This is a genomic window from Mycobacteriales bacterium (assembly GCA_035690485.1).
In the GTDB taxonomy this organism is placed as follows: domain Bacteria; phylum Actinomycetota; class Actinomycetes; order JAFAQI01; family DASSKL01; genus DASSKL01.
The window spans coordinates 1-14522 of sequence record DASSKL010000037.1 but is presented as its reverse complement, the minus strand read 5'-3'; the positions used below and the strand labels follow the sequence as shown (position 1 = coordinate 14522).

Below are 14522 nucleotides of genomic sequence, written 5' to 3'. Positions count from 1 at the left end.
CAGGAGCTCGGGTCGTTCTTCATCCTGCTGGTGGTCGCGGGCAACGAGACGACCCGCAACGCGATCGCGCACGGGCTGCACTTCCTGACCCAGAACCCCGACCAGAAGCAGCTGTGGCTGTCCGACTTCGAGCGCTACGCGCCGACGGCGGTCGAGGAGATCGTGCGCTACGCCTCACCCGTCGCCTGGATGCGCCGCTCGGTCACCCGCGACTACACCCTCGAGGGCGGTCACGAGCTCAAGGAGGGTGACAAGGTCCTGCTCTACTACTGGTCGGCGGATCGTGACGAGGAGGTCTTCACCGACCCGTTGCGCTTCGACATCACCCGCGACCCGAACCCCCACGTCGGCTTCGGCGGGCCCGGCCCGCACTTCTGCCTGGGGGCCCACCTGGCGCGTCGTGAGATCACGGTGATGTTCCGCGAGCTGTTCCGCCGGATGCCCGACATCCACGCGGCGGGCGAGCCCGACCGGCTGCTCTCGTCGTTCATCAACGGCATCAAGCACCTGCCGGCCCGGTGGACACCCGCAGGCTGACCGCCCCGGCTGGACACCCGCAGGCTGACCGCCCGGCCGCACTGGCGAGCTAGCCCGCTAGAGACCATCTGGCCGGGCTGGGACGGGCGACGGGCGGGCTGGGACGGGCCTACCCGTGGTGGGGTTCGGTGGCGGGTTCGACCCGTTCGGTGTTGCCCGCCGCGTAGATCCGCGTCTCTTCCTCGGTGAACTCGAAGATGTTGATCCACCAGCCGTAGAGGAAGCCGACCGCGACCAGCCCGGTGCCGAGGTACAGCAGCCACAGGTAGCCGTCGTAGTTGTAGATCAGCCCGAGCCCGCCGATGATGAATCCCAGCACGATGACCGAGACCATCGTCCACGCCTGACCGGGCGACGGGGCCTTCCTCTTGCGCTGCTCGATCGTGCGTTCTTCGGGGGGCAGCGGTGCGCTCATGCGGACGTCCTTCGGGTTCGTGCGCTACGTCGGGGGATCGGCCTGCTCATCCGCTCCGGGGTACCGCTCACTCGCTCGGGTTGCGCAGCGGCTCGCCCGCGTCGGGGTCGCCGTTCGGCCCGTGCCCGTTGCCGTGGCCGTTGCCGTCGGTGGGACGGCCGGGCGGCAGTGCGCGGGTACGCCGCTCCACGAAGAAGTCCGAGAGGCGGCGCTGGGCCGTCGCCACCATGCCCCCGCGGGGGTAGGCCTGCGAGCCGCGAGTCGGCCGTGGGTGACCCGTGTCCGGCGCCGGTTCCTCGATCATCGGCCGGCGCTCGATGACCGCCCGTGCGTGGTCGGAGATCGGCGTCGTGATCTCGATGTACTCGCCGCTCGGCAGCCGGCGAATGATGCCGGTCTCCTTGCCGTGCGCGAGCAGCTCGCGGTCGGAGTGCTGCAGGCCGAGAGCGATGCGCTTGCCGAAGTAGAACGCGATCGGCGGGACGATGAAGACCGCACCCCGGAAGAACCATGTGACCGCGTTGACCGACAGGGAGAACGTCGCGGCGATCGCGTCGTTGCCGCCGGCGGCGAACAGCAGCACGTAGAACGACAGCGCCATGCAGCCGATGCCGACGCGCGTCGGGTTGTCGCGCGGGCGGTCGAGCACGTGGTGGTAGCCCTTGTCGCCGGTCCACCATTTCTCGAGCCACGGATAGACGCCGAGCAGGGTGAACAGCAGCCCGGGCAGCACGATCGACGGGAGGAAGACGTTCCAAGGGATCGTGACGCCGAGGAACTGGCTCTCGAGGTTCGGGAAGATGCGCAGCGCACCTTCGAGGAAGCCCATGTACCAGTCCGGCTGGGCGAGCATGCTGACGTTCGAGAGCTTGTAGGGGCCCCACAGCCAGATCGGGTTGATCTGGAAGAAGGCGCCGAGCGCGGCCAGCACGGCGAAGGTCAGGAAGAAGAAGCCCTGGCCCTTGAGCGCGTAGGTCGGCCACAGCCGCGAGCCGATGACGTTGTGCTCGGTCTTGCCCGGGCCGGGGAAGTCGGTGTGCTTCTGGTGCCACAGGATCATCAGGTGCGCGCCGATCAGGCCCGCGATGATGCCCGGCAGCAGGAAGACGTGCGCGATGAACAGCCGCGGGAAGAACTCCTGGCCGGGGTAGTTGCCGCCGAACAGCAGGAAGGCGGCGTATTCACCGACCAGCGGGATCGACTCGAGCACCGAGAAGCCGATGCGGATGCCGGTGCCGGACAGCAGGTCGTCGGGCAGCGAGTAACCCGCGAAGCCTTCGAGGATGCCCAGGGTCAGCAGCGCGGTGCCGATCACCCAGTTGATCTCGCGCGGCTTGCGGAACGCGCCGGTGAAGAACACCCGGCACAGGTGCACGACGATCGAGGCGACGAACAGCAGCGCCGCCCAGTGGTGGATCTGCCGGATCAGCAGGCCGGCGCGCACGTCGAAGCTGATGTGCAGCGTGGAGGCGTAGGCCTCCGACATCTCCACGCCCTTGAGCGGCACGTAGGAGCCGTTGTAGACGAGCTCGCTCGTGCTGGCGTGGAAGAAGAACGCGAGGAACGTGCCGGTGAGGATCAGGATGATGAAGCTGTAGAGCGCGATCTCGCCGAGCATGAAGGACCAGTGGTCCGGAAAGACCTTGTTGAACGTACGCCGGAGGAACGACGCCGATGCGAGCCGGTCGTCGACGTATCGCAGCGTCTTGCGGGTGGCGATCTCAGGGTTGACGCTCACGCCTTCTTCGCCTCCTGCTCACCCGCGGGAGTCTTGCTCTTGCGCCAGAAGAAGCTCGGGCCCGGCGGCACGTGGAAGTCGCTCTGCGCCCGGAAGTAGCCGTCCTTGTCGACGTAGATCGGCAGCTGCGGCAGCGGGTGGCCGGCCGGGCCGAAGATCACCTTGCAGGCGCGTGGTACGTCGAACGTCGACTGGTGGCACGGGCAGAGCAGGTGGTGGGTCTGCTGCTCGTAGAGGCCGACCGGGCAACCCGCGTGGGTGCAGATCTTGTTGTAAGCGACGTGGCCCCCGACCGCCCAGTCCTCCCGGCCCTTCGCGGGCTGGTTGACCCCCGGTGGCAGGCGGATGAGCATCGTCGGCCCGGTCGGGAACTCGTTGACGCTGCCGAAGCCCTCGGGCATCACCGTGGCGTAGCCGCCGACCGGAAGGTCTCCGACCTTGATCGGCTGCTGCGTGTCGAGGTCGACCAGCCGCACGCCCTTGCGCCAGCCGCTGTGGTAGAGCTTCTTGCCGGGCAGCGGGCCCATGTCGCGCAGCGCGAACACGATCGGGATCGGGAAGATGCCGAGTGCGAGCAGCGCCGTACGCCGAAGGAGCTTGCGCCGCGGGATGCCGAGCTCGTCGGCGCCCTTGAGGAACAGCTCCTCGGTGAGCAGCTCCTCCTCTTCGGGGGAGTGCATCGGCTCGCGCTCCTGCACGGCGTCCTCGTGCGGCATGAGCTTCTTGGCCCACATGACGAAGCCGGCACCGAGCCCGAACAGCGAGATCGTCAGCCCCGCGCCGATGACCAGGTTGAGCGTCTGCCCGTAGTTGGAGTTGTGCAGGCTGAAGAACACGAACCCGAAACAGAACAGCGCCGTGCCCAGGACCGAGAGCAGGAACATCGCGGTGACCGCGCGCTCGGCCCGCAGCATGGCGGCCGCGTCGACCTGCTCCGCCTGCGGCTCGCTGGTGACCTCGCTGGCGTGGGACGGCCGGGTGTACTCCGGCTCCTCCCACGGGCGGGTGCGCTGCGACTCCGTCTCGCGCGCCGCCTCCGGGTGCCTCTCCGTCTCCTGCTGGCGGCGTACCGGGCGCCGGCGCAGCCGGGCCTCTTCCGCTGCCGGGGGCTGGTTGCCCAAGTCCTCGGGCTTGCGCGGCTCGTCGCTGCTCATATCCGCTTTCCGATCCACATGCACAGGCCGACCAGGGCGAGGATGCCGGCGGTCCAGGCGACCAGACCCTCGGCGACCGGGCCGGTGCGGCCGAGGCCCATGCCACCGGGGTTGGCCTCGCTGCGCTGGGTCATCAGATAGTTGATGATCGCGAGCTTCTTGTCGGGCGAGATGATCTTGTCGCCGAACACCGGCATGTTCTCCGGGCCGACCGTCATCGCTTCGTACATCTGCTTGGGGGTCGCCGCGGTGAGGCTCGGGGCGAACTTCCCGTAGGTCAGCACGCCGCCCATGCCGGCGACCTGGTGGCACGCCGCGCAGTTGGCCTGGAAGAGCTCCAGCCCCTCCTGCAGGTTGCCCTTCTTGTAGTCGAGGTTCGACGGGATCGCCGGTCCGGGGGCGAGGGAGGCGATGTACGCCGAGATCTGGTCGATCTGTCCCTGGGTGTAGCGCGGGGTCTTGCGGACTGCCTGCGCGCCGCGATTCATCAGCGGCATCCGGCCGGTGCCGAGCTGGAAGTCGACCATCGCCGCGCCCACGCCGATCAGGCTCGGCGCCCGGTTGCCGCCCTCGGCGTGCAGGCCGTGGCAGCTCGAGCAGCCGGTCAGGAACAGCTGGTAGCCGGCCGCGACCGCGTCCTTCTGGGTCTGACCCTCAGCGGCATGTCCCCGCGGGGCGGCCAGGGCGTAGACCCCGCCGATCACCGCGAGCAGCACCACGACCAGGGTGTAGCGCGACATTCCGCGTAGGCGACGGCCCACTCGTGCGGCGGCAGACGGTGGCGCTGCGGCGTTCACGCGTCGTACTCCTCGTCCTTCGCAAGCGGCCCGCGGGTGCGGATCGGGGGCGGATAGGGGCGGATCTCGGTGCGGCGATCCGGGTCAGCGGATCAGGTAGATGGTCGCGAACACGGCCACCCAGACGATGTCGACGAAGTGCCAGTAGTAGGAGACGACGATGGCCGACGTCGCCTCGTTGGGGGTCCAGCGGCCGAACGTCGTACGGCCCAGCATGAGCAGGAACGCGAGCAGACCGCCCAGCACGTGCAGGGCGTGGAAACCGGTCATCAGGTAGTAGATCGACCCGTAGGCGTGGCTGGACCACGAGAAGTCGTTGTGCACGAAGAACTCGTAGGCCTCACCACAGATGAAGACCGAGCCCATCACGTACGTGTAGACGAACCACCGGCGCAGGCCGAAGACGTCGCCCCGCTCGGCCGCGAACACGCCGAGTTGGCAGGTGACGCTGGACAGGACGAGGACGATGGTGAACGGCGCGGCGGCCTTGAGGTCGAGGACCACGCCGGGCGGCGGCCAGCCCGTGGTGCCGACCTGGACTTCGCGAATCGTGTAGTACATCGCGAAGAGTGCCGCGAAGAACATGAGCTCGGAGGACAGCCACACGATCGTGCCGACGCTGACCATGTTGGGTCGCGTAACGGTGCCGTGTGACGGGATCTTCTCGAGGGCGTGGGCCGACGTCACGGCGGTCATTCTTACAGCACGGGCCCGCCCCGAAGGTCCGACCCCCCGCCCCGTCGCGCGTCGGTTGACCTAGCCTGAGCGCGTGCTGGTCGCGGCCCCGCTCGGTGCTCTGCCGGGGATGCTGTCGGCCCACGGCGCCGCGCCGCACGACCTGCCCCCGCCGTTGACCGTGGCGCGGGCGTTCACCGAGTGGCAGATCGACCCGGTCGTGGTCGTGCTCCTGCTCGTCGGAGCCGGGCTCTACCTGGGCGGGGTGCGGCGGCTGCGCGCCCGCGGCGACTCCTGGTCCCGGGGCCGCACGATCTCGTTCGTCGGCCTCGGGCTCGGCAGCATCGCGATCGCGACGCTGTCGTCGCTGGGCGTCTACGACGACACGTTGTTCAGCGTCCACATGGTCCAGCACATGGTGCTGTCGATGGTGGCGCCGATCTTCATGGCGCTCGGCGCGCCGGTCACGCTGGCGCTGCGGGCGCTCGGGCACGGCCGGCCGCGGCAGGCTCTCGTGACGGTGCTGCACAGCCGGGTCGCCGCGGTGCTGGGCTCACCGCTGGTGGCCGCGCCGATCTTCGTCGGCACGATGTTCGTGCTCTACTTCACGCCGCTCTACCAGGCCACGCTGGAGCACGACTGGCTGCACGAGCTCACCCACGTGCACTTCGTGTTCGCCGGGTGCCTGTTCTTCTGGCCGCTGCTCGGGCTCGACCCGGTACCCGGCCGGCTGCACCCGCTGATGCGGGTCCTCGTGCTGTTCATCACGTTGCCGATGCACGCCTGGCTCGGCATCTCGATCATGGGCGGGCACCAGATCATCGCCGGCCACTACTACGCCGAGCTCGGCCGCACCTGGGGGCCGTCGCTCGCGTCCGACCAGTCCATCGGCGGCGGGCTGCTGTGGGCGTCCGGCGACCTGATCTCGATCGTGATGTTCGTCGCGGTGTTCTTGCAGTGGTCGCACGCCGACGAGCGCGAGGCCAGGCGCACCGACCGGCGCATGGACCGCGCCGAGGCCGAGCACCGCGAGGACGACGAGCTGGCGGCGTACAACGCCTACCTGGCCGACCTGGCCGCCGGTCGCGCCCGCAGGTTCGCCCGCTAGGCCAGGACTGCCACGCGTTATGTCTACTGCCGCGGTGTGGGGCCTTTTGGAGATCGTTTAGGCCCGACACCGCGGCAGTAGTCGCGGTCCTGACCGGGTCATGCCGCAGGAGCTGCTCAGGGCGCTAGAGCGACAGGTCGGCCAGGAGGGACAGGCGGGTCGCGCCGGCAAGCGGCACCGACTCGGCGTACTCCGCGTGCTCGACGACCAGCTCGGCGGGCGCCTCGGGGTCGCGGAAGGCGTCGCGGGCGGCATCGTCGAAGTGGAACCGCAGGAAGTGCACGGAGTACGTCGCCTCCGACGGGCCGTCCTCGTCCGGGCCGGGCAGCTCCTGGGCCGGCGCACGATGGCCGCCGACCTCGATCCAGAGGTGGTGTTGCACCCCGGTGAGGCGCGACAGCTCCTCGCGCACCGTCGCCACCTCGTCGAGCTCGATGAACAGCGTGGCGCACAGCTCGTGGCTCGACGGCAGCAGCCGCGAGTAGGAGTCGACCTCGTGCGCGACGTCGGCCGCTTCGGTCAGCCCCTCGGCGTAGACCATCTCCTGCACTTGGTACTGCAGGGTGTCGGCGTTCTCGAACTCCAGCACCAGCTGGTCGCCGAGCTTCACCCGGCGGGTGGCCCGCAGCGCCATGACCTCGCGGCGCAGCTCGGGCCGGCGCTCGGTGTAGGCCTGGCGGTCGGTGATGACGCGGTCGCGGTCGAGGGTCTGGGGCATCGAGGCTCCTTGTGGGAAGGGCCGGGACGCGTGTGCGTCCCGGCCCCCGTCGTACGTCTGAACCGTCAGGCGTTGGCCTTGATCTCGCCGGCGCGCAGCCGGTCGAGGGTCTTCTGGAACCGGCCGGCATGGGTCTTCTCGGCCCGCGCGAGCGTCGAGAACCAGTCGGCGATCTCGTCGAAGCCCTCCTCGCGGGCGGTCTTCGCGAAGCCGGGGTACATGGCGGTGAACTCGTAGGTCTCGCCGGCGACCGCGGACGCGAGGTTGGCGTCGGTGGTGCCGATCGGCTCGTTGGTGGCCGGGTCGGCCGCCTCGACGAGGTAGTCCATGTGACCGAACGCGTGGCCGGTCTCGCCCTTGGCGGTGTCCTCGAACAGGTCCTTGACCTCGGCGAAGCCCTCGAGCTCGGCCTTGCGGGCGAAGTAGAGGTAACGGCGGTTGGCCATGCTCTCGCCGGCGAACGCCTCCTTCAGGGACTCGTGGGTCTTGGTGCCCTTCAGCGACGCCATGACTGGTGCTCCTTCCGAGGGGTGGGTGGTGCGGTGGGCTCTTGTCCGTGCCGCGGATCCGCTGCGCACCGGGCGCAGCGGCCGCGGAACTGCACGTCGTAGCTGGTGATCGTGAAGCCGGTCGTCGCGGCGAGCTCGTCGACGGCGCGACGGGGGAGCGGCGAGGAGACGTCGATCGCGGTGCCGCAGTCGACGCAGACGAGGTGGTCGTGCCGGGAGACGTTGCCGTCGTAGCGGGCGCTGTCGCCGTCGCCGAGGGAGAGCTCGAGCGCCTGGCCGCTGTCGACGAGCAGCGCGAGCGTGCGGTAGACCGTCGCCGCGCCGATGCCCGGCACCAGCCGGCGTACGCGCTCGAACACGTCGGCGGCGGTCGGGTGGTCGTCGGCCTCGTGGAGCACCTGCAGCACGGCGCGCCGCTGCGGCGTCAAGCGGAGGTCGTGGAGCTCGGAGGTCATCGGACGGTCCCTCGGGTCGCCGACAGGATTTGAGAACCGTTCTCATTATGCGTCGCGCGGCCGTGTCGAGGCAAGGGCGGTACGCCGAGGCGGGGCGGGCCGCCCGGTTACCATTCCGCCGTGACCGCGCCCGACCACGACAGCCCGCCCGCCGCCCTGCCCGCCGGCGACGCCGAGCCGCATCTGGTGCTGGTCTACAGCAGCGAGCCGGAGGTGCGCGACCGGGTCCGGACGGCGCTCGGCCGGCGGCCGGCCCGCGGGCTGACGCTCGACTACGTCGAGGCGAGCACCGGCGAGGAGGTCGTGGCCGCGTGCGAGCGCGGCGGTGTCGAGCTCGCGATCCTCGACGGCGAGGCGTGGCCGGCGGGAGGCATGGGCATCTGCCGCCAGCTCAAGGCCGAGCTGCTGGTCGCCCCGCTCGTGCTCATCATCGTCGGCCGCCGCGACGACGCGTGGCTCGCGACGTGGTCCGACGCCGAGGCCGTGGTGGCGCACCCGATCGACGCGGTGACGCTGACGGAGGCGGTCACCGACCTGCTGCTCGGGGTCACCCGGCAGCTCTCCCGCCCGGTCTGACCGCGTGAGCGGGCCGGGGGGCGTCCGCGACGAGCCGACCTGGCCGTCCGTGCTGGGCGCGCTGCTGGCCGGTACGCCGCTCGCCGAGGAGACCGCCGCCTGGGCCATGCGCCAGGTCATGGCCGGCGACGCGTCGCCCGCCCAGGTCGCGGGGTTCGCGGTCGCCCTGCGCGCCAAGGGGGAGACCGCTGCCGAGGTGGCAGGTCTGGCCGCCGCGATGCTGGAGCGCGCCGAGCCGCTGCAGGTGGGTGGCAGGGTCGTCGACACCTGCGGCACCGGCGGCGACCGGGCCCACACCGTCAACATCTCGACGATGGCCGCGCTGGTGGTGCGCGGTGCGGGGGCGACCGTCGTGAAGCACGGCAACCGCGCCGCGTCCTCGGCCTGCGGGTCGGCCGACCTGCTCGAGGAGCTCGGCGTCGTCGTCGACCTGCCGCCCGCCGGGGTCGCGGCCTGCGTGGCGGAGGCGGGCATCGGGTTCTGCTTCGCGCCGGTGTTCCACCCGGCGTTCCGGCACACGGCCGTTCCGCGCCGCGAGCTGGGCGTCCCTACGGTCTTCAACTTCCTCGGCCCTTTGACCAACCCGGCCCGCCCGGCCGCGCAGGCGGTCGGCGTCTCCGACCCGGTCATGGCGCCGGTGATGGCCGGGGTGCTGGCCCGTCGGGGCGCGTCCGCGCTGGTGTTCCGCGGCGACGACGGGCTCGACGAGCTCACGCCGACGACGACCTCCCGGGTCTGGGCGGTGGCCGGCGGTGAGGTGCGCGAGGAGCGGGTCGACCCGGCCGACCTCGGCCTGACCTATGCGCCGCCCGACGCCCTGCGCGGGGCCGACGCGGCGCACAACGCGGGGGTCACCCGCGCGGTGCTCGCGGGGGAGCGGGGACCGGTGCGCGACGCCGTACTCCTCAACGCCGCCGCCGGTCTGGTCGCCGTCGACGGGGTCGGGGACGCGCCGGTCACTGCGCAGCTGGAGGGGGCGCTTCGCCGGGCCGCGGAGGCGCTCGACTCGGGTGCTGCGGGCGATGCGCTCGAGCGCTGGGTGGCCGCCAGCAGGGCAGCCGCCCGCTGACGGCGGGTGCGCTGCGGCGTGCAGATGCGGTGGCAGCCGCAGGCCGGGTTGCCCGTGGATCTTGCGTCGGATCTTCGGTCCTGAGCAGGCGCGATCTCACCTAGGGTTGGTCCATGACTTTGCGGGGGCGAGCCGTCGCGTTCGCCCTTGCGCTCTCGCTGCTGGTGCTGGCCGCCGGCGCCGCGATCGGGTACGGCGTGCAGCAGCGTCACCAGGCCGAGCAGGCCCTGCGCCAGCGGCTGGCACCGGCGGCAGTGGCGACCCGCACCTTGCTGGCCGACATCGTCGACCAGGAGACCGGCGAGCGCGGCTACCTGATCACGGGTGACGACTCGTTCCTCGCGCCGTACAAGACCGGGTTGCGCGACACCGCCGCCACGATCGCGCGGCTGCGCCGGCTGCTCGTCGGGCATCCGGAGCCGCTGGACCAGCTGGTCGTCGTCGAGGATGCGATCTCGGACTGGCACCGGGTCGGGGCCGACCCGGAGATCGCGGCCAGGCGGACGGGCAGCGAGGCGGCGGCCGCGCGGCAGGTCGCGACGGGTGCGGGCAAGGCGGCGTTCGACGCGCTGCGCGAGTCCGTCGGCCGGCTCCAGCGCCTGGTCGACGGGACTCAGCGGCAGGCCACCGACCAGGCCGCCGAGGCGAGCACGCTGCTCGACTGGGTCCTGCTCGCCGCAGGGATCCTCGCGCTGCTGTTCCTGGTGGTGGCCGGGGTGTTGTTCGGCCGGTGGGTGCTCACCCCGTTGCGGTCGCTGCGCGAGCAGCTCGACCGGGTCACCGGGGGTCAGCTGCAGGGCGCGATCCAGCCGTCCGGACCGATGGAGATGGCGGTCGTCGGCGAGGCCGCCGAGGCGATGCGGCGCCGGATCGTGACCGAGCTCGACTCCGCCCGGGCGGCGCACGGCGGCCTCGCGCAGCGGGGGCCGGTCGTCAGCGGGCTGCAGGCCCAGCTGCGCCCGCCCCGGCTGGTCGAGTTCTCGGGCCTGCGGGCCGCGACCGCGGTGCACGCGGCCGAAGGCGTACTCGCCGGTGACGTCGCGCACCTGGTGCGGCTGGCCGACGGCCGCCTTGCGCTGGTCGTGATCGACGTCTCGGGGCACGGCGCCGAGGCCGGGCTGGTCGCCGTACGCCTCAAGCACGTCATCAGCGCCGCGCTGACGTTGGGCCATGGCCCGGCGGTCGCGATGCGCGCGGCCTGCGAGAGCTTCACGGCCGAGCCGGGCGGCGACGCCGAACGCTTCGCCACCTGCCTCATCGCCGAGGTCGACGCCGTGACCGGGCAGGTGCGCTGGGCCAACGCCGGCCATCCGGCCGCGCTGGTCGTGGGTGTCCGCGGCGGGCGGCTGGCGGATCGCGCGGAGTCGGAGCTCGTGCCGACCGGCCCGTTGCTCTCGTCGCTCGGTGGGGCGTGGGGGGAACAGCTCGTCGACATCGGATCGGGTCAGGTGCTGCTGGCGTTCAGCGACGGGCTGATCGAGGCGCGCGACGAGAACGGTGCGCTGCTCGGCGTGGCGGGCATCAGCACCGCGGTCGGCGGCCTGCCGGCCGACCCGGCGACGGTGGTCGACTCCTGCCTCGCGGCCGCCCGCGAGCATGCGGTCGACTGGAACCGCGACGACGTCACTGTCGTGGCGGTCATGGTCGGGATGCCGGTGCCGCAGCCCGCGCAGACGACGAAGGCCCGCAGCCAGGACGCCGTCTCCTGACGAGCTAGTGCGGGCGACCTGCTCGATCATCTGCGTGCAGCAACTGTCGCCCCGGAGCGCTCCCGCTTCACACGTCGTGGACGCAGAAGTTGATCACAATAGTGGACAAGTGGTTGATCCACTGCCCGGTTCGTCCGTATTTCACTGGCCTCGAATGCCCGTAACTCCACTTTAGTGATCGTCTTCAGCGGCCCAGCCGCCCAGCCGCCCAGCGGCCCAGCGGCCCAGCGGCCCAGCGGCCCGGCGGCCCTGCGGCCCGGCGGCCCGGCGGCCCAGCGGCCCGGCGGCCCGGCGGCCCGGCGGTTCGCTAGTCGGCGTCGTCGAGGCCGATGGCGAAGGCCGCCTCCAGGTCGTGCCGGCTGTAGGCGCGGAACGCGATGTGCGTCTGGGTCTCGCGCACCCCGGCGACCTTGTTGAGCCGGTCGGCAATCGCGTCGGCCAGCTGCTCGTGCCGGCGTACGCGCACCATCGCGACGAGGTCGACCTCGCCCGTGACCGAGTAGACCTCGCTCACCTCCGGCAGGTCGGCGATCGCCTGCGCGACCTCGGGGATGCGGTCGACCTCGGCCTTGACCATCACGATCGCGGTGATCACGGGTGCCTCCTCGCTGCCGGCGTCGACGCTATCGGCAGCCGCTGTCGTACGCCGGCCGCGCCGGGTCATCAGCCTGCGCGGGCGGGCCGGTGGGTGGGTCGGAGGGCGCGCCGGTCGTCGAAGGGCCGGGCCGCCTCCCGACCGGCCTGGGCCGCGTCGAGCCAGCCGGCCAGCCCGGCCGCGCCCCGGGCGGGGGAGCGCCAGTCGCCCTCGCAGGCCACCAGCCGGGTGCCGGGAGCGGCGAGCCAGCGCAGCACGCACTCCATCTCTTCCGCGCTCGCGCACGGTGTCGGTCCGGGGCCGGGGCGCACCGTCTCGGCGGTGGCGAGCAGAGCGTCGACGTAGGGCCGGGGCGCGACGCCGGCCGGTGCGACCCCCGCCGCCACCAGCCGACCGTGGTGCACGACGGCCAGGTCGTAGCCGCCGTCGGGCCGTCGCTGCGCAGCGACGAGCCGCACCTCTGCCAGGGCGACCAGGCGCTGGCGACGCGCGACCGCTCGCACGAAGGCGGCCGCCCGGTCTCGATGGGCCGCCGCCTCCTCGTAGCGTTCGTCGCCCGCGAGCAGGGCGATGCGCCGTTGCAGCGCCTCGACCACCGGCCGCGGGTCCGCGGTGACGGCCTGCCGGGTCGCCTCGACGTGGACGGCGTACTCGGCCTCCGACTCCAACCCCTCGCACGGCGCCCCGCAGCGGCCGAGCTCGGCGAGCGCGCAGGCAGGTGTGGGCCGGCGCGCCGACAGCCGGCGGTTGCACTGGCGCAGGGGAAAGGCCTCGTGCAGCGCGGCGATCGCCAGCTCGGCCTGGTGTGCCGACCCGAACGGCCCGAGGTAGGTAGCCCCGTCGTCGAGCACCCGCCGCACGAGAGACAGCCGGGGGAACGCCTCGACCGTCAGCTTCACGTAGGCCGCGCGCTCGGGGAACCGCGACCGCCGGTTGTAGCGCGGCTTGTGCTCCGCGATCAGCCGCAGCTCGCGGACCTCGGCCTCGAGCCCGTGGGCGCACACGACCGGCTCGACGGTCTCGGCGAGGCCGACCATCTCGGCCATGCGGGTGCGCGGCTCGCTGGCCAGGAAGTAGTGCCGCACGCGGGACCGCAGATCCTTGCTCTTGCCGACGTAGAGCGCCCGGCCGCGCGCGTCGCGGAAGAGGTAGACACCGGGGGCGTGCGGCAGCGCTTCGGCCAGGTGCCGCTTGCGGGCCTGCTGCGGCGACACCTGGGCGCTGAACGTGCGCAGCTCCTCGAGCGACTGCACGCCGAGCCCGCCGACCCGTGACAGCAGCCCGTGCAGCACGTCGACGGTCGCCCGCGCATCGGCCAGCGCCCGGTGGCACGGCTCGGTCGTCGTGCGGAACAGCCGCGCCAGCGAGGCCAGCTTGCAGTTGGGCGCTTCGTCACGGGTCAGCACGCGGCGCGCCAGCCGCGCCGTGTCGAGCGTGTCGAAGCCGGGCCACGGTCGCTCGAGCCGGGCCGCCGCCGCGCGCAGGAAGCCGACGTCGAAGGGCGCGTTGTGCGCCACCAGCACCGAGTCGTCGCCGGTCCACTCGAGGAACGCCGGCAGCACCGCGTCGATGCGCGGCGCGCCCACGACCATCGCGTCGGTGATTCCGGTGAGCACGGCGATGAACGGCGGGATGCCCACCCCCGGGTCGACCAGCGTCTGGAACTCGCCGAGCACCTCGCCGCCGCGCACCTTGACCGCACCGATCTCGGTGATGTGGGCATCGGTCGGCGACCCGCCGGTTGTCTCCAGGTCGACGACGACGAACGTCACGGCGCGCAGCGGCGTGCCCAGCTCGTCGAACGTCGCCTGGCGCGGCAGCGGGAACGTCGTCACGTCGCGACCGTAGGTCCGGCCGCCGACAGTTCCGTGGCGCCACGCGCAGCCGCCCGGACAGTTGTGGATGACCCCGCCGTACGCTCCCGTCGGTCCCACGAAACCCGGCCCACCCGAAGGAGACGCCGTGCCGGTGCCGCTGCCCGACGACACCACCCGGTGGCGCTGCACGCTGTGCGGCAACCTGACGCGGTTCGACGTCAGGCGTACGACGCGGGCCCGGGAGTACGTCCACGTCGACCTCTCCGGTGCGATCGCCGTCGAGGAGCGGGAGGTGCTCGACGACCAGGTCGAGCAGGTGGTCTGCCGCTGGTGCAACGCCGTGGACAGCGTCGAGATCGTGCCGCGCCCCGCGGCCGGCGGCGAAACTGTCGCACCCCCCGCCTAGCGTCCTCGGCAACCGGTCATCCGACCGTCCGCCCGCCGAGGAGGCTCTCGTGCTGATCGACTGCGACACCTGCACCGTCCGCGGCGACGCCTGCACCGACTGCGTCGTCACCGTGCTGCTGGGTGAGCCGCCGGGCCTGCTCGACGTCGACCCTGCGGAGCAGCGGGCGCTGCGGGCCCTCGCCGACGGTGGGCTGATCCCGCCGCTGCGGATGGCCGGGGGAATGGCCGGGGACGAGGCCGAC

The 14522-nt window shown here is 72.0% G+C and carries 17 protein-coding genes; 7 read left to right on the top strand and 10 right to left on the bottom strand.

Annotated elements, in window-relative coordinates:
• Positions 1-537, top strand: a 537-nt coding sequence (locus tag VFJ21_04885) for a cytochrome P450 (GenBank protein ID HET7406459.1), incomplete at its 5' end; no start/stop codon positions are given.
• A gap of 109 nt (positions 538-646) precedes the next feature.
• Here the strand turns inward: VFJ21_04885 and VFJ21_04880 are convergent.
• From VFJ21_04880 to VFJ21_04860, 5 genes are all read right to left on the bottom strand, one after another.
• The gene (locus tag VFJ21_04880; GenBank protein ID HET7406458.1) at positions 647-952 is read right to left on the bottom strand and encodes a hypothetical protein; all 306 of its coding nucleotides are present in this window, start codon (positions 950-952) and stop codon (positions 647-649) included.
• 67 nt (positions 953-1019) lie between these two features.
• A complete protein-coding gene (locus VFJ21_04875; protein HET7406457.1) occupies positions 1020-2690 on the bottom strand; it encodes a ubiquinol-cytochrome c reductase cytochrome b subunit in 1671 nt (556 codons plus the stop codon).
• A complete protein-coding gene (locus tag VFJ21_04870; GenBank protein ID HET7406456.1) occupies positions 2687-3844 on the bottom strand; it encodes a Rieske 2Fe-2S domain-containing protein in 1158 nt (385 codons plus the stop codon). The genes VFJ21_04875 and VFJ21_04870 overlap by 4 nt, the downstream gene beginning before the upstream one ends.
• Positions 3841-4584, bottom strand: a complete 744-nt coding sequence (locus VFJ21_04865; GenBank protein ID HET7406455.1) for a c-type cytochrome — start codon at positions 4582-4584, stop codon at positions 3841-3843. The genes VFJ21_04870 and VFJ21_04865 overlap by 4 nt, the downstream gene beginning before the upstream one ends.
• 141 nt (positions 4585-4725) lie before the next feature.
• Positions 4726-5337 carry a heme-copper oxidase subunit III gene (locus tag VFJ21_04860; GenBank protein HET7406454.1) on the bottom strand — a complete coding sequence of 204 codons (612 nt, stop codon included), beginning with the start codon at positions 5335-5337 and terminating at the stop codon, positions 4726-4728.
• 73 nt (positions 5338-5410) lie between these two features.
• Between VFJ21_04860 and VFJ21_04855 the strand changes: the two genes are divergently transcribed.
• Positions 5411-6424 (top strand): cytochrome c oxidase assembly protein, encoded by a 1014-nt coding sequence (locus tag VFJ21_04855; GenBank protein ID HET7406453.1) that lies wholly within the window; start codon positions 5411-5413, stop codon positions 6422-6424.
• A gap of 124 nt (positions 6425-6548) precedes the next feature.
• Here VFJ21_04855 and VFJ21_04850 read toward each other — a convergent pair whose 3' ends face one another.
• The 3 genes from VFJ21_04850 to VFJ21_04840 form a co-directional block, all read right to left on the bottom strand.
• Positions 6549-7142 carry a DUF3501 family protein gene (locus tag VFJ21_04850; GenBank protein HET7406452.1) on the bottom strand — a complete coding sequence of 198 codons (594 nt, stop codon included), beginning with the start codon at positions 7140-7142 and terminating at the stop codon, positions 6549-6551.
• A gap of 65 nt (positions 7143-7207) precedes the next feature.
• Positions 7208-7651 (bottom strand): rubrerythrin family protein, encoded by a 444-nt coding sequence (locus VFJ21_04845; protein ID HET7406451.1) that lies wholly within the window; start codon positions 7649-7651, stop codon positions 7208-7210.
• Positions 7639-8106 (bottom strand): transcriptional repressor, encoded by a 468-nt coding sequence (locus VFJ21_04840; protein HET7406450.1) that lies wholly within the window; start codon positions 8104-8106, stop codon positions 7639-7641. Before VFJ21_04840 ends, VFJ21_04845 begins: the two co-directional genes overlap by 13 nt.
• A gap of 120 nt (positions 8107-8226) precedes the next feature.
• On the opposite strand from VFJ21_04840, the gene VFJ21_04835 reads away from it, so the two are divergent.
• The 3 genes from VFJ21_04835 (at position 8227) to VFJ21_04825 (ending at position 11460) form a co-directional block, all read left to right on the top strand.
• On the top strand, positions 8227-8682 hold the full coding sequence (locus tag VFJ21_04835; GenBank protein HET7406449.1) for a hypothetical protein: 456 nt from the start codon (positions 8227-8229) through the stop codon (positions 8680-8682).
• A 4-nt stretch (positions 8683-8686) separates the two neighbouring features.
• Positions 8687-9751 (top strand): anthranilate phosphoribosyltransferase, encoded by a 1065-nt coding sequence (gene trpD, locus VFJ21_04830; GenBank protein HET7406448.1) that lies wholly within the window; start codon positions 8687-8689, stop codon positions 9749-9751.
• 113 nt (positions 9752-9864) lie between these two features.
• On the top strand, positions 9865-11460 hold the full coding sequence (locus tag VFJ21_04825; GenBank protein ID HET7406447.1) for a SpoIIE family protein phosphatase: 1596 nt from the start codon (positions 9865-9867) through the stop codon (positions 11458-11460).
• Positions 11461-11767: 307 nt separating this feature from the next.
• Here the strand turns inward: VFJ21_04825 and VFJ21_04820 are convergent, their stop codons facing one another.
• The gene (locus tag VFJ21_04820) at positions 11768-12055 is read right to left on the bottom strand and encodes an Lrp/AsnC ligand binding domain-containing protein (GenBank protein HET7406446.1); all 288 of its coding nucleotides are present in this window, start codon (positions 12053-12055) and stop codon (positions 11768-11770) included.
• Between the two features lie 68 nt (positions 12056-12123).
• The gene (locus VFJ21_04815) at positions 12124-13890 is read right to left on the bottom strand and encodes a DEDD exonuclease domain-containing protein (protein ID HET7406445.1); all 1767 of its coding nucleotides are present in this window, start codon (positions 13888-13890) and stop codon (positions 12124-12126) included.
• Positions 13891-14017: 127 nt separating this feature from the next.
• Between VFJ21_04815 and VFJ21_04810 the strand changes: the two genes are divergently transcribed.
• The gene (locus VFJ21_04810) at positions 14018-14278 is read left to right on the top strand and encodes a hypothetical protein (protein ID HET7406444.1); all 261 of its coding nucleotides are present in this window, start codon (positions 14018-14020) and stop codon (positions 14276-14278) included.
• A gap of 49 nt (positions 14279-14327) precedes the next feature.
• A partial coding sequence (locus VFJ21_04805) for a hypothetical protein (GenBank protein HET7406443.1) occupies positions 14328-14522 on the top strand: 195 nt, incomplete at its 3' end.

Bases quoted from the DNA above. Each gene is read 5' to 3' on its own strand.
- VFJ21_04850 (HET7406452.1), bottom strand. From the start codon at position 7,142: ATGCCCCAGACCCTCGACCGCGACCGCGTCATCACCGACCGCCAGGCC.
- VFJ21_04825 (HET7406447.1), top strand. From the start codon at position 9,865: ATGACTTTGCGGGGGCGAGCCGTCGCGTTCGCCCTTGCGCTCTCGCTG.
- VFJ21_04840 (HET7406450.1), bottom strand. From the start codon at position 8,106: ATGACCTCCGAGCTCCACGACCTCCGCTTGACGCCGCAGCGGCGCGCC.
- VFJ21_04860 (HET7406454.1), bottom strand. From the start codon at position 5,337: ATGACCGCCGTGACGTCGGCCCACGCCCTCGAGAAGATCCCGTCACAC.
- VFJ21_04865 (HET7406455.1), bottom strand. From the start codon at position 4,584: ATGTCGCGCTACACCCTGGTCGTGGTGCTGCTCGCGGTGATCGGCGGG.
- VFJ21_04880 (HET7406458.1), bottom strand. From the start codon at position 952: ATGAGCGCACCGCTGCCCCCCGAAGAACGCACGATCGAGCAGCGCAAG.
- VFJ21_04870 (HET7406456.1), bottom strand. From the start codon at position 3,844: ATGAGCAGCGACGAGCCGCGCAAGCCCGAGGACTTGGGCAACCAGCCC.
- VFJ21_04845 (HET7406451.1), bottom strand. From the start codon at position 7,651: ATGGCGTCGCTGAAGGGCACCAAGACCCACGAGTCCCTGAAGGAGGCG.